Origin of the sequence: Acidithiobacillus caldus ATCC 51756 (assembly GCF_000175575.2) — a bacterium.
GTDB classification, from domain to species: Bacteria; Pseudomonadota; Gammaproteobacteria; order Acidithiobacillales; family Acidithiobacillaceae; genus Acidithiobacillus_A; species Acidithiobacillus_A caldus.
In genome coordinates this window covers 762,219-780,818 of sequence record NZ_CP005986.1, presented here as the reverse complement: position 1 = coordinate 780,818, position 18,600 = coordinate 762,219, and the positions used below count along the sequence as shown (strand labels likewise).

Annotated in this window: 16 protein-coding genes and 1 tRNA gene; 12 read left to right on the top strand and 5 right to left on the bottom strand. The window is 62.7% G+C overall.

Annotation, left to right across the window (positions count from 1 at the left end):
• Positions 1 to 34 precede the first annotated feature (34 nt).
• The 8 genes from ACAty_RS03875 to ACAty_RS03840 all read left to right on the top strand — a co-directional run bounded on the left by ACAty_RS03875 (position 35) and on the right by ACAty_RS03840 (position 9,608).
• Positions 35 to 1,159, top strand: coding sequence for an efflux RND transporter periplasmic adaptor subunit (locus tag ACAty_RS03875; RefSeq protein WP_004871007.1), 1,125 nt, complete (start codon positions 35 to 37; stop codon positions 1,157 to 1,159).
• Positions 1,156 to 4,644: an efflux RND transporter permease subunit gene (locus ACAty_RS03870; protein ID WP_004871006.1), complete on the top strand. Its 3,489-nt coding sequence runs from the start codon at positions 1,156 to 1,158 to the stop codon at positions 4,642 to 4,644. The genes ACAty_RS03875 and ACAty_RS03870 overlap by 4 nt, the downstream gene beginning before the upstream one ends.
• A 20-nt stretch (positions 4,645 to 4,664) precedes the next feature.
• Positions 4,665 to 5,591, top strand: a complete 927-nt coding sequence (locus tag ACAty_RS15770) for a hypothetical protein (RefSeq protein ID WP_038471638.1) — start codon at positions 4,665 to 4,667, stop codon at positions 5,589 to 5,591.
• A 528-nt stretch (positions 5,592 to 6,119) separates the two neighbouring features.
• The gene (locus ACAty_RS03860; RefSeq protein WP_038471635.1) at positions 6,120 to 6,584 is read left to right on the top strand and encodes a hypothetical protein; all 465 of its coding nucleotides are present in this window, start codon (positions 6,120 to 6,122) and stop codon (positions 6,582 to 6,584) included.
• A 33-nt stretch (positions 6,585 to 6,617) separates the two neighbouring features.
• Positions 6,618 to 7,208: a hypothetical protein gene (locus tag ACAty_RS03855; RefSeq protein ID WP_004871005.1), complete on the top strand. Its 591-nt coding sequence runs from the start codon at positions 6,618 to 6,620 to the stop codon at positions 7,206 to 7,208.
• 17 nt (positions 7,209 to 7,225) lie between these two features.
• Positions 7,226 to 7,741, top strand: a complete 516-nt coding sequence (locus ACAty_RS03850) for a tetratricopeptide repeat protein (protein WP_004871004.1) — start codon at positions 7,226 to 7,228, stop codon at positions 7,739 to 7,741.
• Entirely contained in the window at positions 7,738 to 8,256 is a 519-nt protein-coding gene (locus tag ACAty_RS03845; RefSeq protein WP_004871003.1) for a hypothetical protein, read from the top strand. The genes ACAty_RS03850 and ACAty_RS03845 overlap by 4 nt, the downstream gene beginning before the upstream one ends.
• Positions 8,253 to 9,608: a sigma-54 interaction domain-containing protein gene (locus ACAty_RS03840; RefSeq protein ID WP_004871002.1), complete on the top strand. Its 1,356-nt coding sequence runs from the start codon at positions 8,253 to 8,255 to the stop codon at positions 9,606 to 9,608. The genes ACAty_RS03845 and ACAty_RS03840 overlap by 4 nt, the downstream gene beginning before the upstream one ends.
• Before the next feature lie 320 nt (positions 9,609 to 9,928).
• On the opposite strand, the gene ACAty_RS03835 is transcribed toward ACAty_RS03840, so the two are convergent.
• From ACAty_RS03835 to secB, 5 genes are all read right to left on the bottom strand, one after another.
• Positions 9,929 to 10,021 (bottom strand) — tRNA-Ser (locus ACAty_RS03835).
• A 41-nt stretch (positions 10,022 to 10,062) separates the two neighbouring features.
• The gene (locus tag ACAty_RS03830; RefSeq protein WP_004871000.1) at positions 10,063 to 11,469 is read right to left on the bottom strand and encodes a sigma-54-dependent transcriptional regulator; all 1,407 of its coding nucleotides are present in this window, start codon (positions 11,467 to 11,469) and stop codon (positions 10,063 to 10,065) included.
• Positions 11,470 to 12,924: a sensor histidine kinase gene (locus tag ACAty_RS03825; RefSeq protein WP_004870999.1), complete on the bottom strand. Its 1,455-nt coding sequence runs from the start codon at positions 12,922 to 12,924 to the stop codon at positions 11,470 to 11,472. It lies immediately after the preceding gene.
• A gap of 2 nt (positions 12,925 to 12,926) precedes the next feature.
• Positions 12,927 to 13,943 (bottom strand): NAD(P)H-dependent glycerol-3-phosphate dehydrogenase, encoded by a 1,017-nt coding sequence (locus ACAty_RS03820; protein WP_004870998.1) that lies wholly within the window; start codon positions 13,941 to 13,943, stop codon positions 12,927 to 12,929.
• Positions 13,944 to 14,393, bottom strand: a complete 450-nt coding sequence (gene secB / locus ACAty_RS03815; RefSeq protein WP_004870997.1) for a protein-export chaperone SecB — start codon at positions 14,391 to 14,393, stop codon at positions 13,944 to 13,946.
• A 269-nt stretch (positions 14,394 to 14,662) separates the two neighbouring features.
• Here secB and ACAty_RS03810 point away from each other — a divergent pair, with 269 nt between their 5' ends.
• From ACAty_RS03810 to recQ, 4 genes are read left to right on the top strand one after another with little or no spacing between them, the layout of a single operon-like run.
• A complete protein-coding gene (locus tag ACAty_RS03810) occupies positions 14,663 to 15,013 on the top strand; it encodes a hypothetical protein (RefSeq protein WP_004870996.1) in 351 nt (116 codons plus the stop codon).
• Positions 15,013 to 15,867, top strand: a complete 855-nt coding sequence (locus ACAty_RS03805) for a symmetrical bis(5'-nucleosyl)-tetraphosphatase (protein WP_004870995.1) — start codon at positions 15,013 to 15,015, stop codon at positions 15,865 to 15,867. Before ACAty_RS03810 ends, ACAty_RS03805 begins: the two co-directional genes overlap by 1 nt.
• A 34-nt stretch (positions 15,868 to 15,901) precedes the next feature.
• On the top strand, positions 15,902 to 16,729 hold the full coding sequence (locus ACAty_RS03800) for a hypothetical protein (protein ID WP_004870994.1): 828 nt from the start codon (positions 15,902 to 15,904) through the stop codon (positions 16,727 to 16,729).
• Positions 16,730 to 16,737: 8 nt separating this feature from the next.
• A complete protein-coding gene (gene recQ, locus ACAty_RS03795; RefSeq protein WP_004870993.1) occupies positions 16,738 to 18,573 on the top strand; it encodes a DNA helicase RecQ in 1,836 nt (611 codons plus the stop codon).
• Positions 18,574 to 18,600 lie beyond the last annotated feature (27 nt).

Genomic DNA, 18,600 nt, shown 5'->3' with positions numbered 1-18,600 from the left:
CCAATGGCGAACATTCTTCAGGAACGTAGACAAAATGACCTCTCGAAGCTTTACCGTAATTCGCTGGTTGCCCATGCTGGCGCTCGGCCTTGTGCCGACCCTTGCCTTTGCCGCACCGACCTTGATCGAGGTACACCAAGCGCCGGCTTTGGGTCCGGTCCTGGGTGCCCGTGCCATTCCTGGGCAGGTTGTGGTGTTGCGGGCGCAGACGGGCGGTCGCGTACAGTACGTTGCCGGTCCTGCGGGCACGCCGGTTCGCGGCGACGAGGTGGTCGTTGCGCTGGATACCGCCGGTCTGCTGGCACAACGGGCACAGGCGGAGGCTGCCTATGCGGCCGCACAGGTGGCAGTGGACAATGGTTACTCCCAGTATCAGGTGCAGCTCTACAACTACGGCGGCGCCAATCCCTGGAATCCCTTCGCCTGGTTTGGTCAGGCCTTCGCTGCCATGATGGGCAACCAGCAAAATCCCTGGGCCAATTATCTTGCAGCCCTGGACAATCGCCGCGCCGCCGCCTTGCAGGCGCAGGCCCAGCTGCAATCGGCGGCCTATCGCATTCGCGAAATCGACGCCGAGATCCGCAACGCGTACGGCGTCTCTCCTTTCTACGGGGTCATTTTGCAGAAGGATGTGAACCCGGGCGATGTGGTACAGCCCGGCCAGTCGCTTCTGGTCTTGGGCGGGGCTGGACCAGCGCAGGTCCTGGTTCAGGTTCCCACCAGCATGAGCGCGGGCCTGCGGCTTGGGGAGGCATTGGAAGTCGCCAGCAATGGGCGTTCCGTGGACGCGCGGGTGATACAGATCGCGCCCCAGGCCGATGCGCAGACCCATACCATAGCCGTCAAGCTCGCTCTACCGCCGGACACCGGTATTCGTGCCGGTGATTATGTGACGGTGCATCTGCCCGCTGCACGGTCGACCTCCCTTGGTGTGGCCATCCCGAAGTCGGCCTTGCTGCCCGGCCGTAGTCTGCCCTCGGTACTGGTGGACGTGCGCGGCGTCACGCAACTGCGCGTCTTGCGCTTGGGCGAACCCCTGGGTAACGGCATGGTGCAAGTGCTGTCGGGATTACGACCTGGAGAGATCGTGGTCAACGATCCGCCCGCCGGGATTGGCTCCGGCTATCGGCTGCGCACTGCTTCGGGAGCGGATGCATGAGCACCTGCAACGGCAGTCCCACTCCGCAAGCGCCGGAGAAGAAAAGCCTTGGTCTCGCAGGCAGCATTGCCCGTATTTTCATCAACTCGCCTTTGGCGCCGCTCTCGCTCGTGGTGCTGCTCGCCGCCGGTATTCTGGGCTTGGTTTCCACACCGCGGGCATCCAATCCGCAGATATCCGTGCCCATGGTGGACATCTTCGTGCCCTACCCTGGGCATTCGCCCGGAGAAGTCGCACGCATGGTCGCAGACCCCCTGCAGCAGCTGATGAGCGAACTGCCGGGCGTGCGCCACGTGTATTCGGTTTCCAATCAGGGCGAGGCCATGGTCACGGTGCGCTTTGAGGTGGGCGAACACATGGCCCCGGCTCTGGTGGCGGTGTACAACAAACTCGCCGCAAACATGGATCGTATCCCCGTCGGGGCGGGCAAGCCCCTGGTGCGCGCCAAGGGTATCAACAGCGTCCCCTTCATGACCTTTACGCTCTGGTCCGAGAGTGTGGGCCCGGGAACCCTCGATGAAATCGCCCAGAGCGTATTGAAGCGCTTGAAGGAGGTTCCCGACACTGGCGAGAGCTTTATCGTTCACGGCGCTACCGACGCGCTGAATATCGATGTGCAGCCAAGCCGTTTGGCGGCCTATGACCTGCCGCCCCAGGCCGTTGCCGAGGTGGTGCGCTCCGCCAATCAGGAGTCGCAAAGTGGCAGCGCCGAGGGTAACAACCAGCATTTGGCGATTCTGAGCGGTGGTTTCCTGCGCAGCCCACGGCAGGTTGAGAATCTCGTCGTCGGCGTCTTCCATGGGGCACCGGTGTACCTCTCCCAGGTGGCGAGCGTGCACTACGGTCCCATCGCTCCCCACAGCCTCGTTACCTACAGCACCGGTGCAGCGCACAGGGGCGAGCCGATTCACAACGCTCCAGCGGTGACCATTGCCCTGGCCAAGACGGCCGGCAGCAATGCCGTGAGCGTTGCCGAGGCGCTGATTGCGCGGATCCATTCCCTGGAGGGGTCTGTCATTCCAGAGAATGTCCACGTCAGCATCACTCGGGATGACGGCAAGACCGCCAACGACAAGGTCAACTCACTCCTCTTCAAGCTGTTGGTGGCCACTGCTGCCGTCAGCGCACTCATTTTTCTCACCCTGGGCTGGCGCGCTGCCGCCGTTGTCGTCATCACCATTCCGCTGATCTTGTTGATTACGGTGTTCGCGGCGTGGCTTTTGGGCATCACCATCAATCGCGTCAGCCTTTTTGGACTCATCTTCTCCATCGGTATTCTGGTCGACGACTCCATCGTCATCGTCGAAAACGTCTATCGTCGTTGGCTACAAGAGAACAACACTTCGACGGAAACCCTCATCGACGCCGTACGCGAAGTGGGGAATCCCACCATCCTGGCTACCTTCACGGTCATTGCAGCCCTGCTGCCCATGGGCTTCGTGGGCGGCATGATGGGTCCGTACATGGCTCCGATTCCGGTGCTGGGATCCGTGGCCATGCTCTCTTCCTTACTCATCGCCTTTGCTCTGGCGCCGTGGTTGATCGTGCGCTTCAAGCCCAATCTGCGGGTGCTCGAAAAGATGCACCATCGCGAGGCACGGCAAGCGGCCTGGTTGCGCAAATTCTTCGCCCAGACCCTGATTCCGCTGGTACGGCGCAAGCTCTACGGCCGATTGTTTCTCGCCGGTATCGTCGTCGCCTTCTTCGGGAGCTTAGCCTTGTTCGTGGTGGAATGGGTGCCTTTCACCATGCTCCCCCACGATAATTCCGATGAATTCGATGTGGTGGTGAACATGCCCGCGGGCACTGCACTGGCCGATACCGCCAACGCGACCTACGCCATTGAGGAAAGGCTACGGGGCATGCGCGATGTCGTTGCCCTGCAAAGCTACGTGGGCACGCCGGAACCCTACGATTTCAATGGGATGGTTCGCCACTACTACCTGCGTAACCAGCCTTGGCAGGCCATGATCCACGTGCAGTTGGTGGACAGCGGCGATCGCTCTGCTTCCAGTTCGACTTTGGCCAAGGAGGCGCGACGGCGTATCGAAGCCGTGGCGCAGAGCTGGGGAGCACGGCTTCAGGTGGTGCAGACGCCGCCGGGTCCTCCGGTGTTGGCGCCCGTGGTGGCCGAGGTCTACGGTCCATCAGCAGCGGTTCGGGATGCGGTGGCCAAACATCTGACCACGGTCTTTGAACACAGCAGGAACCTGACGGACGTCAATAACACCCTGATGGCGCCCCACGACCTGCTTGCCTTCCGTGTGGATGCCACCCGCGCCGGCATGGCAGGAATCAGCAACGCCACGGTCAACGATACCCTGGCCCTGGTCATGGGCGGCTACGAGCTGGGGGATTTCCATCCCTACGGACAGACTCTGGCGGTACCGATTTTCCTGCAGGCACCTCTGTATCTACGCAGCAATGTACAGAATCTGGCCAACCTGCCGATTCCTTCGCCGCACTACGGGGTGGTGCCACTGTACAGTCTGGGCAATTTCCAGCGCGTCCCCGCAGAGGCGCCCATATACCAGCAGGATCTTCGCCCGGTGCAATACGTCATGGCGGATACCCAGGGACGTCTCGATGCCCCTCTGTACGGCATGCTCGAAGTCCAGTCCGCCCTACGTCACTACCTAGCGCCCACGGGCAAGGCTCTGGGAATCGACTGGATCAGTCAGCCGAGTGGGGACCGTGCCGCCATCAAATGGGGGGGGGCATGGACGGTGACGTATACCACCTTCCGCGATATGGGCGCGGCTTTCCTGGTCGCCCTGGTGCTGATCTACATGCTGGTGGTCTGGGAGTTCGGCAATTTCATCATTCCTGCCATCATCATGGTCCCCATTCCATTGACCTTGATCGGGATTTTGCCGGGACACTGGCTCTTTGGCGCCAGTTTTACCGCTACTTCGATGATCGGCTTCATCGCGTTGGCCGGTATCATCGTGCGCAATTCGATCCTCTTGGTGGATTACTCCCAGCAGCGGGTCGCCGAGGGCTATCCCGTGCTCGATGCGCTGATCGAAGCCTGTGCCACCCGTACCCGTCCCATCGTCATTACCGCTCTGGCACTGATGCTGGGCTCGGCGGAGATCATCACCTCACCCATTTTCCGCGGCATGGGTATCTCCCTGCTCTTTGGGGTGATGGTGTCGACCATTCTCACCCTGCTGGTCATTCCCATGGGTTGCGTCAGTGGTCGCCGCGCTTTTTGTCCGGCCAGTATCGACCTGGATAACGGCACGATGAGGGGGAAGCCACCATTTCCCATGAGTCGCCGCAACTGGATCGTCGTCCATCCTGGGGAGATGCCCCTTACCCGTAGCGAAAAGGTGGACAGCGGCACCCGTCCGCAGCGGACGAAGCATCGCGGCGGCAATGGTTTTGCCCTGCTGTCATTGATCTGGCATAGCCTTTGGGAGGATCTCCGGGCTTTTGTCACCGCGTGGCGCCGTTTTCTTACGCGCCTGTTCACGAAGTAACTGCCTCGAGGAGAATCCGTATGTACCCTAAACCTTCCACCAATCGCCTCCGAGCCCTGATGGCGCTCGCCGGTCTCCTCGTCGGCAGTGGCGCTGTCGCCGCGCCCTACGATGGGAATTACACCACCGTGGGCAGCGGCAGTACTTCCGGGATGATTCCCTGGCAAGGCGATACTGGTCCGTCCGCAATGCCCGCTCCCAGCGACGACTCCATACCGTCGCGTGGGGGGGTGCAGAGCGATGGCACCGCACCGGAGTGGAACGGTATCGCTCAAGCGCCCCTGGCCCCACGAGCCGAAGCCGTTGCCTACGTGCCGCCACCTCCCGGGCCCTACCCCGTATCTCCAGAAGAATTGAGTGCCGGCAACAGCAGTCCGCAATCTGGTGGTAACGGCTCCATGGGCGGTTATCCCGCCGCATCCCAGGGTGCCCCCTACCCCGCCATGGCACAGCCGTACTGGACGGCGCCCGGAGCACAAGGCTATCCGCCGATGCCCCCACGTACCTATCCCCAGCCAGCCTACGGACCAAGGACGCCCGCTTACGGTCCGCCGCCACAGGGGCCATACCCTCCACTGTCCGCTACGCATGCGAGTCCCGCTGGGGGATGGGCCGGGGGATGGCAGGGGCCGATGGCGCCACCGCCTCCACCCATGCCTTATGGGGCTCCGCCCGGCTACGGCCCTGGCCGTCCACCCATGGGTCCCAGTCCCTACCCCGAGCCCTACGCGATGCCACCGGCCTACGGCCCACAGGCAGAGGCCTACGGTCCACCACCCCAGGGGCCCTATCCACCCCTGCCGGAGATGGGCGGGCACCCAGCCGGTGGATGGCAAGGACCGATGGCGCCACCGCCCCCACCCATGCCCTATGGGCCCCCGTCCGGCTACGGCCCTGGCCGTCCACCCGTGGGTCCTGGCCCATATGCGCCGCCGCCTTGGCAGTAGATCCCCGGGGATCGCGGTGATTTTGTGCTGGGACGCTCATCGTCCCGTCGATTCGAGAGGTGCATCGTCATGAAAAAAGTACCATTAGCCGTTGCTACGTTGTTGATCTTGGCCCTACCCGCTTCTGCTCTTGCTTGGGGATCTTGGGATGGTGGAGGAATGCCCTGGGGCGGAGGGATGCCTTGGGGCGGAGGCTGGTACGGCAGCCCTTGGGATGGTTATGCCGGACCTTGGGGTGGCTACGGGGGACCGGGAAACGGCAGTTTCGGCCCGTGGAATATGGGCAGCTTCAGCATGCAGTTTCCCCACGGTGGTCCCATGAGCTTTTCCGGTGGCCCATGGGACGGCTGGGGACAGCCTTGGTCCGGCTGGGGTAGCGGCACGCCCTGGTCCGGTTGGGGCAGACCCTGGGGTGGCGGAATACCATGGGGCGGGAGTCCATGGTCGGGTTGGGGCAGTCCGATGTCACCCTGGGGACCGATGTCTCCCATGGGTTGGTGGTGAGTGGAGGAGCGAATCGTGTTACGGATGAAATCGCGTCGCGCCGCTGCCCTCACGCTGGCAGCGATGACTGTGCTGACCAGCAGCTCTGCTCTTGCCTGGGGGCCTTGGGGAGGGTGGGGACCCATGGAGAATTTTGCCGGCCCATTCTCGGGCTGGGGTGGACCGTTTTCCGGCAGCATGGGTCCCTGGAGTATGGGCAGCATGCATATTCAGCGGCCAAGGGGTGGTCCCATGACCTTTAGCACCGGCAGCTATGGTGCCTACGATGGTCCATATGCGGCCTACTACGGCGGCGCCTATATGGGTCCCAGTGGATATCCTGCTCCCGCTTATCCAGCACCGGAGCCTGCATACCCGCCTGAGGGTGCCTACTATGGCTATCCCAACGACGCGTCGGCTACCCCACAAATGGCTACAGGTACCCTGCCGCCGCCCGCCGCCAGTTCCTCCATGGATGTGCCCCCGCCTCCGGGACCCTTCGTACCATGACGATGAAATCACCACCTCGGCAGGAGTCCTGATATGCGAGCTTTTCTGGCACGATTGCTCTTTCTTATACTTTTGGTGGCGATCGTGCTCATTGGCATTGCCATCGCCCAACATCCCGGCACCTGGCAACAGGACTGGCAAAGCGTACGCGCCTACCTTGCACGCCATTGGGCAGACTGGCGCGGTAAAACAGTCGAGCCCGCCGCGGTCCACCCGGCCCCTGCGCCAACGCCGGCGGCAACTGCCCCCCTGCCAACGCACGAGGCTGAGATACCAGGCCATGCGCCGACGACCACCACGAGTTCGGAAAATCGTCTCAGCGATCGTCAACTCACCCTGCTCATGGCGGCACGACAGGCGTATTGGCTGCGCGACTATGCGGTGGCCATTGGCGATTACCGTGCGTTGATCGAAGCAGATCCCGATCGCGCTGCACTCTACGGTGAGCTCGGCAATGTGCTCTGGGCTGCTGGGCAAAGAATTGCTGCTGGCAACGCCTACGGCCATGCCGGGCGGTTGTTATTGGCGCAGGGGCGCTACGCGCAGGCTGCAGCACTGATTCCTATCCTCACCCGATTGAATCCCGAGGCGGCCATGCAGCTGCAGGCAGAGCTGGCAAAATGACTGCAAGGAGTTTATCAATGGGAAAAATTGGGCAGATTTCCATAGTCACCATGGTCGTTGTTTTTGTCTTGAGCAATTTCCCTCCCGCAATCGCGGCAGATGCCGTGAAGGTAGAGCCGGCAAAAACCAAGACCGAGCGCTCTGAAAACAAAGCAAAACAAGCCCAGAACATCGCAAAGAAGGCGCCAGGGAAATCGTCTTCCAAGGAACAGAACGCGCAGCTGGACCGTCTTGCCATTCAGGCACGAGCAGACTATTGGCATGGGAATATAAATGGTGCCATAACGGCGTATGAGAAACTTATCAAGGAACATCCTCAGCCACGCTGGTATGGTGAACTCGGCAATATCTATTATCAGACCGGACGTCCGCAGCTCGCGGCAAAAAACTACTATCTGGCAGCAAAATCTCTAATCGCCGAGGGTCGTCCTCTCGAAGCCGGTGCTCTGCTACCGATCTTGCAGCGCCTCGACCCTCCTCTTGCACAGGAACTGCTCGCGCAGCAGACACGAACCAAGGAAAAGCGTAAATGACCCAAGATTCTCAACCGTCTTCTGCGGATCATCACAACCTCGCAGGACTCTCGGATCGCCAGCTTCGTCTGATCGTCTTTGCTGGCCTGACCGCTTTCATGGTGCTGGCAGCCTACGAATTCTATCTGGCCGTAGAAATGAGCCGCGACCTACGCGCCATGACCAAGCAGGTGCAAGCCCTCAGCCCCAATGTCCAACGGAATATGGACAGCATGGCCAGCGACATGCGCAGGATGACGGCATCCACCAACTACATGGCCCAGGCAACGGGGCAAATGCAGGCGGATTTTTGGAGTCTCAACAAGAACGTGTCGCCACCGTTCTCCTTCTTCGCCAGTATGGTTCCTTGGGCAAACGAGAATAGCATATATTCTGGACCTCCACGTCCTTTGCCATTACCGCCCAGCCGAGGCTATGCTGGCGAGATTGGATATCCGCCTCCCTATCCTGGGCCGGATTATGGGCCATATGGCTATCCGGGGGGCTACGGCCCTCCGCCGCAGGAGAACCAATGACTGACCTCGATAGCAAGACTCGGGACGTCCTGTTGGCCGTCATGCCGCAACTGATAGACAATATCCCGTTCGGCATGATGATTGCCGATCAACAGGGAAACATTCTGTATTTCAATTCCGTTGCGGATCAGTTCTTGGGGATCAATCGGGCCACCCATTTACGTGAGATTCCACATTTACAATTGCAGAAGGAGATCGTGCGGGCGTCCATTTCCGCTGGTCATGGGGATGCGGTAAGTCGTCCTGCGGAAAGTTGCGTCAGTTGGGATCGCGTGGTGACCAACGACAACGAAACCCGGATCCTCGCCTTGCGCACCCGCATGGTACGACAACGGGATCGAAAGTATCGGGTCTTTTTCATCGAAGACGTAACGACCCTGCGGCAGGCTGAACGCAGCCTCTCCGGCGAGTCACGCGCGGGCATCCACAGTCGCGACCCGCAGATGTTGCGCGCCATCGAGTTGATCGAACAAGTGGCGCAAAGCGACGCCAGCGTCCTCATCCAAGGCGAGTCAGGGACCGGAAAGGGAATGCTCGCCCGTCTGCTCCACGACAGCAGCCTGCGCGCCCGCAAACCTTTGGTCGAGGTCAACTGCGCCGCCATTCCCGAGAATCTCTGGGAGGCGGAATTTTTCGGTGCTGCCAAAGGTGCGTACACGGGCGCAGTCGGCGATCGCATCGGACGATTTGCCGCGGCCGATGGCGGCACGCTGTTTCTGGATGAGATCAGCGAACTGAGCAAACCGCATCAGGCAAAATTGCTGAAGGTTCTGGAGGAACAGTCCTTTGAGCCCATTGGCTCGATGAAAACTCGCAAGGTGGATGTGCGAGTGGTAGCCGCAACCAACCAGGGGCTGAAGGCGGCGGTAGAGCGCGGTGATTTTCGTGCCGATCTCTTCTATCGACTCAACGTCATACCCGTGCACGTCCCACCGCTGCGGGAGCGGCGTTCGGATATCATCCTGCTTGCCGAGTATTTTCTTGCCAAGTTTGGCGGACGCAACGCGCGTAAACTCGGTTCCCAGGTCAAGCACCTGCTCCTCGACTACCCTTGGCCGGGCAATGTGCGCGAGCTTCGCAATATCATGGAGTACACCAGCATCTGCGCCACGGGCAACGAGGTCGAACTGGCCGATTTACCGCAGGATTTTGTCGAGCGAGTACAGAAAAACCAGATCGGTCAGGGTCAAGCCTCGGCGGGACCCTTGGACGAGGAGCGCGACGCCTTGATCAATCTGCTTCAGAAACATGCCAATAACCGCAGTGCCGTAGCCCGAGAGCTTGGTATCGATCGAGTTACCTTGTGGCGACGCATGACCCGCCTGGGCCTGAGTAACGTGAGCGAGGTTTGAGGACCGATTCAGCGCACACCATGGCGTTTGCTACACAGGCACGGCGACGTACTCGGATGGCAGTTACCTGAATCCTCGCCGCCGTCTTCCCTCGTGCCTATGCCGTTTTCGCTCTCACCGACCAGGTTCGTGATCGCCGTGCACTATAATGACCTGCGTCGGGCGCAGCGCCTACTGCCAGGCGAGCGACTCGCGCTGATCGGCGTGGGCAGAAAAGCCATCGGTGTGTGCAGCCGCTCGTGAATGAGGCTTTGGTCGCCAAAAAGACGGACCACCCTGGCACCGTCGATGAGTAAGCGCGCCAGGGTTCCTCGAAATGCTGGCGGAGAGAGAGGGATTCGAACCCTCGATGGAGTGTTTAGCCCCATACTCCCTTAGCAGGGGAGCGCCTTCAGCCTCTCGGCCATCTCTCCGTGTCGCGGAGTGTAGCGCGCCCGCCCGGGTGACGTCAAAGTCAGGCGTCGCCGTCTTCCATCAGTGCGTATTTGCGGATGCGATACCGTAGCGTCTCCCGGGTGACGCCCAGGACCCGCGCTGCTTGGGTCACATTATGGTCGGTGCGCTGGAGCACCCGCTGCAGGATCAGACGTTCCATGCTGTCGAGATCCATGCTGCCGTCGATGGGAAGGATGATCTGCCGGTCATCCTCCACGGGACAGGATCCCGGTGCAGGACAGGATGTGGCGCCGCGTCCCGGAAGTTGCAGCCATTCCAAGGGCAGTTCCTCGCCCTCGGAAAAGAGCACGCCCCGCTCCACCACGTTGCGCAGCTCGCGCACGTTGCCGGGCCAGTCGTAGTGCTCCAGAGCCTCCCAGACGGCGGGGCTGACGTAACGCACGCGCTTGCCTGCCTGAGCATTGAATTCGGCGATGAAGTGGGGAACGAGAATACGCAGATCCTGCTTGCGCTCGCGCAGAGGCGGCAACTCGAGGCGGACGACGCTGAGGCGGTGGTAGAGGTCGGCCCGGAAGCGTCCCGCTGCCACCATGGCGTCCAGATCGCGATTGCTGGCTGCCAAAAAGCGCACGTCCACCTGCTGCACCCGATCCGCCCCCAATCGCCGTAGGCTTTTGTCTTCAATGACCTTGAGGAGTTTGGCCTGGAGATCCAGGTCCATTTCGGAGATCTCATCCAGAAATAGGCTACCGCCATGGGCCTGCTCCACCAGCCCGCGATGGCGCGAACTGGCGCCGGTGAAGGCGCCGGGTTCGTAACCAAAAAGCTCCGACTCCAGCAACTCCCGGGGCAGAGCGGCACAGTTCAGCTCGATCAGCGGACCATCGGAGCGCTGCCCGCTGTAGTGCAGGATGCGCGCTGCAAGGCCCTTGCCCGTCCCTGTTTCGCCGGAAATGATCAGGGCGCTGTACGGGACCTGTCCCAGGCGTCCCAGGATTTCCCGTACCCGCAGGGCGGCAGGGCTATCGCCAAGGAAGCTGTTGGGATGATAGCGCTGGGAGCGATGACTCGTGTCGTCGGCCACCCGCCGCTGTGCCCGGGCGCCGCGCGCCGCCGAGCGCAGGACCATGTCGAGGCGCTCCATCTCGCAGGGCTTCTCCAGAAAATCGTAAGCGCCCAGGCGCAGGGCGCGGACGGAGTCGGGCACGCTACCGTAGGCGGTCAAAAAGATCCACTCACCGCCCCCACCGCGCTCACGGGTCTTTTCGAGAAGATCAAGGCTGTTGCCGTCCGGCAGGTTGAGGTCCGCCAGGGTAACCAGGGGATTCAGGCCCTCCTTGAGGATCTGCTCGGCGTCGGCTATGCGCTCGACCCAGTGCACCTCCCAGCCTTCCTTCTCGAAATAGCGCCGCATCTCCCGTCCCAGGAAGATCTCGTCCTCAATGATGAGTAGCGGGTCGGCCATTCAGGAAGGTTCCTTTGCGGTGTTTTCAGGACAGGGCAGACGTAAGACCACCACGGCGCCCTGGGGTTCGGCATTGGCAAGCTGGATACTACCGCCGAGACTGCGGGCAAAACGACGTACCATGGAGAGGCCGAGGCCCGTGCCCTGCTCCCGGGTACTGGCAAAGGGCCGAATGCCCTCGCGCAACAGCGTCTCGGGAAAACCCGGGCCATTGTCGCAGACGGCAAGCTCGAGATCCGGATCGCGGCGCGACAGCTGGACCCGAATCTCGCCGCCCTCGCTTCCCAGGGCCTGGATGGCATTGAGCAGCAGATTCAACACCGCTTGGCGAAAGTGATCCAGAGGCAGCAGGCAGCGGCCCGTGGCTTCGGCCTGGAAGGTCAGCCGGATATTTCCGGGCACCTGGTAGCGCAGCAGATTGATGAGGGATTCCAGGGTCTCCGCCGGGTTTACCCACTGGCCAGCCTCCTGCGCCTGACGGGCACCGCGCAGCTGATGATCCAGCAGACGGCTGACCCGGCGCAGCTCATCTTCCATGAGGCCGAGACGCTCGTTGATGTCCGCGTCCGCTATCTCGCGACGGATATTGGCACAACCCACCTGCAGCCCTGCCAGAGGATTGCGCAGTTCATGCGCCAAGGCGGCGGCTGCCTCTCCCACTGCTGCCAGACGTTCGGAGCGCGCCATGGCCGCCTGCTGGGCGATGAGGGTGTGTGCCGCCTGATGCACCTCGCGCTGCAGATCCTGGAGATACTGTCGGCGCTGGCGCTCCAGCTCTTCCAGGCGCCCGACCATCTGATTGTAGTAATGCAGCAGAGGACTGATGCCCGGATCGGCCTGACCCTCTGCAACCCGCGCGAAGGCTCCCACTTCGAGGGAGTGCATGGCCTCCTGAAGCCGGCGCAAGGGCCGCAGGATACGCAAACGGAAAAATGCGAGAGTGACCAGGACGAAGATCATGAAGGCCAGGAGAGCGACACCCGTGCCGATGAGGGTATAGCGAGCGTCCCGACCGGCGGCCAACACCAGGTGCCATCCACGACGATGCTCGCTGAGGCTGAGATCTGCCAGAGCCGACATCACCTCGGGAAACTCGCGAGGGGAGGCCCGCGCTGCCAGATCGCGCAGGTGTTCCAGGGCCTGCGCGTCGCCCTGGTGGCGCAGCAGCTGCGGCGGCATGCGCGCGAGACCCTGCCGCAGCTGCTCCAGCGCCTGGGTACTGCCAGACGTAACCCAGGTCTGGCTTGCCTCGGCATCGATCTGGGCCAATTGGGTCATGTAGGCCGTATAGGCATCGAGTGTTGCCAGATCTTGATTGGTGTGTACCAGCAACACGCCCAAAAGCAGGAGGGCGAGCACGACAAACTGCACCAGCAAAAAGCCAATGGTGCGAAAGGGCGCAAAGGGAACGCGCTTGCTCGTGCCCGTAGCGCCCGGCAGACGGAATATGGCCATGGTCAGCCCATATCCCGGTGCGGCATTATCGGCGCCGCCCCCTCCAGCCCCCGCTGCATCAGCGCCACACTGGCCCGTTGCGGCGATTCTCCTTGGTAGAGGACGCGATAGACCTGTTCGCTGATGGGCGCCTCCACGCCCAGACGCAGAGCCAGCCCATACAGGGCACGGCTGCTGCGCACACCTTCCACCTCCTCTCCGATTTGCGCACGCGCGGCCTCCAGACCGAGACCCTGGCCCAAGGCCACCCCCAGTCGGCGATTGCGGGACAGGTTGCTGCTGGCCGTGAGAATCAGGTCACCGGCTCCAGCCAGCCCCGTAAAGGTCTCGGGCTGGCCCCCAAGAGCGGTGCCAATGCGCTGGAGTTCCGCCAGTCCCCGGGTGATGAGGGCGGCACGGGCGCTTTCGCCAAGGCCCAGACCATCGCAGATCCCGGCGGCAATGGCGAGGACGTTCTTGATGGCGCCGGCGAGGCAAACACCGGCAACGTCGGCGCTGGGATAAAGCCGCAGCTGGGCGCTGCGTAAACGCTGGCGTATCGCTTCGCGGATGTCGTCGTCACGACCGGCCAGGGTCATGGCCAGGGGCCTTCCCGCCAGCATGTCCTGGGCAAAGCTCGGCCCGGAAAGCACCAGCAGTGGCACGCCTGGAAACTCCTCGGCCACGACTTCATCGAGGCGAGCTCCCGTATCCAGCTCCAGCCCCTTGCTGGCCAAGACCAGGGCAAGGGGGGATGGCACCATCGACCCACGCAAGCGGCGCAGGAGCCCGCGCAGCGCGTGGCTGGGGACGGCGATGAGCCAGACCTCGGCATCCGTCAGGGCCGGCTCGAGCTCTGCCGTGATCTGCAGGCTTGCTGGCAGCGGCACACCGGGGAAGATGGGTGCAAGGTCTCCGCCCATGCCGGGCAGATGTTCACGTCGATGCCCCCAGAGCTGCGTCGGTATGGCACGACCCGCCAGGTAAACGGCGAGGGCCGTGCCCCAGTGCCCAGCTCCGCAGACGAGCCAGTGCGACATTTACTGGGTGGTGTGCTGCCCCTGCTCCTGCTGTGCCTGCTGATACAGGGCTTCAAAATTGACGGGGTGCAGGTGCAAAGGTTGGAAACCGCCACGACTGACGAGATCCGCCACCACCTCCCGCGCGTAGGGGAAGAGTATGGTGGGGCAGTGCACGGCCAGCAGGATGGGCATGTGCTCCTCGGGGATGTTCTGCAGGCGGAACAGGCCTCCCTGCTGCACTTCCACGGCAAAGTAGGTGGTGCTGCCACCCTTGGCGGAGACCGTCACAGTCAGGGTGACCTCCGTCAAGCCGTTGGCCGGGTCCACCGTCTGCGTGCTGGTGTTGAGGCCAACGTCGACGCTGGGCGCTTCGGTCATGGTAAAGGCCGCAGGGGCGTTGGGAGACTCGAAGGACAGATCTTTGACGTAGATGCGTTCGATCATGAAGGTGGGTTCTTGCTCAGCCATGCCGTTTCCTGCTTCCTATCCAAAAGGTCGCCTCCAGTGTAACCGAGAAGCGGATTCGCGACCATGGGGGATGCGCCGGGAGGCCGCATCGACCCCTCTGCCGAGTCTGGCACGGAAGCAGCGACCACCGGCCGAGCACCTTGAACCCTTCAGGAACGCGGCGATTATGCTAATCTTTACCATATCGCCGTGGCCCATATCGTCTTGGACCGCGCGCCGTCTGCTCCTGACGACGGGCAGGATTGGACATCACCACGCAGGAAACTCGGATGCACTGGACCTTCATCATCAAATCCCATCCCGATGCCGACGGCAATCCGGTGCTTCAGGCCCTGCGCATGGCCGCCAGCGCCCTGGCGGACGAGATCGGTATCAGCATCTTCCTGACTCAGGATGCCCTTTCCCTGGCTCTGGCCGACGCCGATGACCACACGGCACGACACACCATCCAGCGCGACCTCCTGGCGGAAATCCGCGAACTGGGCGGTGAGATTCGCGCCGTGGGCCTGGAGTGGCTGCCGCAAACGCCCCCCCGGCCACTGCTGGAGGGGGTCGTCTCGGCGGGAATGAAGGAGCTCGTGCGCATCAGCAAGATGAGCGATCAGGTCATCACCTACTGATGGCACCAGCGACGGAGCTGCGCGCGTCCTATGCCGTGGGCGATATCCAGGGTTGCCGCGATGCTCTGGAGCGCCTGCTGGATGCGACGGGTTTCGACCCCAGGCGGGATCGCCTTTATCCGGCGGGCGACCTCGTCAACCGCGGCCCCGACAGCGCTGGGGTCATGCGGCGCCTGTGGGACATGCGCGAGCACGTCTCCTTCGTGTTGGGCAACCACGACCTCTACGCCCTCTCGCGCTGGGCCGGCATCGTGCCCGCCAAAAAGAGCGACACCCTGGCCAGCCTCCTTGCCGACAAGGAGGCGGAAGCCTGGATGGATTGGCTGCGCCACGCACCCTTGCTGCTAGAGCTTCCCGAGCGACCCTGGCTTCTGGTACACGCCGCCATCCACCCGGACTGGTCCGTAGACGACGCCCTGGGGCATGCCGAGGCGGTGGCACAGGCCCTACAGGGCCGGCGATGGCGCAGCTTTCTCCGCGACCTGTGGGAAGCTCCGGCGCCGGAGCGTTGGCAGGATTGCCGCACGGAGATGGACGCGCAACGCTTTCGCGTGGCGGTCTTCACCCGCGCGCGGCGGGTCCGCGCCGACGGACGCTTCTTCTGGCCCAGCAAGACGCCGGCGGACAGCGCCTACCAACCTTGGCACGTGCTCCTGCACGAGCGCCAGCCGGACATGGCCGTCGTCTGCGGGCACTGGGCGACACAAGGGCTATTGCAGCAACCGCACTTGCTCGCCCTGGATAGTGGCTGTGTCTGGGGCCGGCAGTTGAGTGCGGCGCGCATTTCACCTCTTCCCGTCGAGGTGGTTCAGGTGAGCTGTCCCGCCTACGCCCAGCCGGAGGCCAGCGAATGATATCGAGCCCGTCCACCACAAAGGATGCGTACCCATGGAAACCGTGAATCTTCCCACCGCCCAAGGCTATGGTGAAGCGATGCGTCTGGCCTGGCGCCTGCTGCGCCAGCGCTTCTGGTCTTTCGTCTGGCTCTTTGTCCTCGCTGGACTGTTGGCACTGCTACCCCTCGTAGCCGTCGGGCTCCTACAGCACTTCGTGGCTCGCTTGGCACTCCTTTGGCAACTGATCCTCCTGCTGGTGGTCAATGCCTTCATCGTTGCCATCTTTCGCTCCATCGGTCTGGCCCTGGCGGGCTCGAAAGCCGATTTCGCTGCCTTCACGGGCTGGCTGTTGCGCTCCGATACCTGGCTCATCGCCCTCCTCCCGGCATTGTATGGTTCTGTGGTCCAGCAGATCTATCCCTCTCCACCCCCGGGTGCGCCGGCGGCGGCGGTGATCCATTTCTTCCTGAGCCCCAACTACCTTTTGATCGTGCTCCTTGGGGTTCTCGTCTCGCCCTGGTATCAGTACGCCTTTGCTCTGTACGGTACCGGTAGCTTTGCCCCTGTCCAGGCGTATCGCCTCGCCCTGCGTATCTACGGTGATCGCCTGCGCTGGTTGTTTTTTCCCCTGGTCCTCGGCCTGGTCGTTCTCCTCGCCCTGGTGGTATCTGGGATTGCCCTGGCACTGGTGGCCGGACTCCTGGGGGCGCTTTTGCATCTCATGGGGCTGGTGGCACTGAGCAAGGCCTTGACGGCGATACTCATCGCGCTTTTCCTCGCCCTTTTCCTGAGTGCGGCGATGGTCTTCATGACCGCATCCTTGATCGTGGCGGCAACGGACCTTCCACGCGCTCCCGCGGCGGGGGAGTTTAGGCCCTGAATCCGGCCATGACCGACATCCTCGAGCCTGCGCGCGTCATACTGCAGCACGTTTTTGGATTCAGCGATTTTCGTCCGCCTCAGGATGCGGTGATCGCCAGGCTCCTGGGAGGCGGGGATGCCCTGGTGCTGATGCCCACGGGTGGCGGAAAATCCCTGTGCTATCAGGTACCGGCCCTGACCTTGCCGGGCACGGCCGTGGTCGTGTCCCCCCTCATCGCCCTGATGGAGGATCAGGTTCAGGCGCTGCAACAGTATGGTGTCAGCGCTCATGCCCTGCATTCGGGCCTCGGGGTGGACGAGACCCAACGCATCGAGGAAGCACTGAGCCGGGGAGAGATAAAACTCCTCTACGTTGCACCGGAGCGACTCCTACAGGAGCGCAGTCTGCGCCTGCTGGCCCGTCTCGACATCAGCCTCTTTGCCATCGATGAGGCCCATTGTGTGTCCCAGTGGGGACACGATTTCCGTCCGGAATATCTGCGCCTGCAGTTGCTGCACGAGCGCTTTCCAAGCGTTCCACGGGTTGCCCTGACCGCTACGGCAGACCCCCGCACCCGCGAGGAAATCCGCAGCCGTCTCGGTCTACTGCAGGCGCCGGTATTCCAGCGCTCCTTCGATCGACCCAATATCCACTATCGCCTGCAAAGTGGCGGTGAGAGTGGCCGCCAGCAACTCCTGCACTTCATCCATCAATACCATGCAAAGGATTCGGGCATCGTCTATTGTTTGTCGCGCAAACGGGTGGAGGAGACGGCGCAATGGCTGAAGGAGCAGGGATTGTCGGCCCTGCCCTACCATGCGGGGCTCGATGCCGCCACCCGTCGCCGGCATCAGGCCATGTTCCAAAACGATGAGGTACGCATCGTCGTGGCTACCATCGCCTTCGGCATGGGCATCGATAAACCCGACGTACGCTTCGTCGCCCACCTCAATCTGCCCAAAAGCCTCGAATCCTACTATCAGGAGACGGGCCGCGCCGGGCGGGATGGTCTGCCCGCCGATGCCTGGCTGCACTACGGTCTGCAGGACGTCGTGCAGTTGCGGCAGATGATCCAGCAATCGGAAGCCGACGCCGCCCACAAGGCCCTGGAGCTGGAGCGCTTGGAAGCCATGCTCGGGCTGTGCGAAACCGTGGGCTGCCGCCGCCGCGAGCTGCTCGCGTATTTCGGTGAGCATCTGGATCGGCCCTGCGGCAACTGCGACAACTGCGTTGCGCCACCAGCGGTGTGGAATGCCAGCGAGGCGGCGCAAAAGGCTCTGTCCACCGTACACCGCACCGGTCAGCGCTTCGGTGTCCAGCACCTCATCGACGTACTCCTGGGACGCGATCATCCCCGGCTGCGCTCCTTCGGGCACCACGAGCTGTCGGTCTTCGGCATCGGTCGCGACCTCCCCGCCAACACCTGGCGTAGCCTGTTTCGCCACCTTGCCCTGCGCGGTCAGGTGCTGCCCCACCCGGAGGGGCACGGCGGCTTTTGCCTCGGGCCGCGCGCACGCCCCGTCCTGCGCGGCGAGGAGGAGGTTTGGATTCGCGCACCGGCAGAAGAAGATCGCCCAAAGCACGCCACTGCATCGCCGGGCAGCGCTCCCCAAGACGAGCTGTGGGAGGCGCTCAGGGCACTGCGGCTGGAGCTAGCGCGCGCGCGGGGAGTACAGCCTTACGTGATCTTTCACGATATCACCCTGCAGGAAATCCGCCGACGCCAACCCCGCGATCGCGCCACCCTCGCCGCCATCCCCGGGGTTGGCGAACGCAAGCTGGAGAATTTCGGTGACGCTTTCCTGCGCCTCTTGCGCCAACGGGGTGGCGGATCCGGGCCTGCCGCTTGCGACGATGGGTAGCACAGGCCATCATGTGCCGATCCGTCA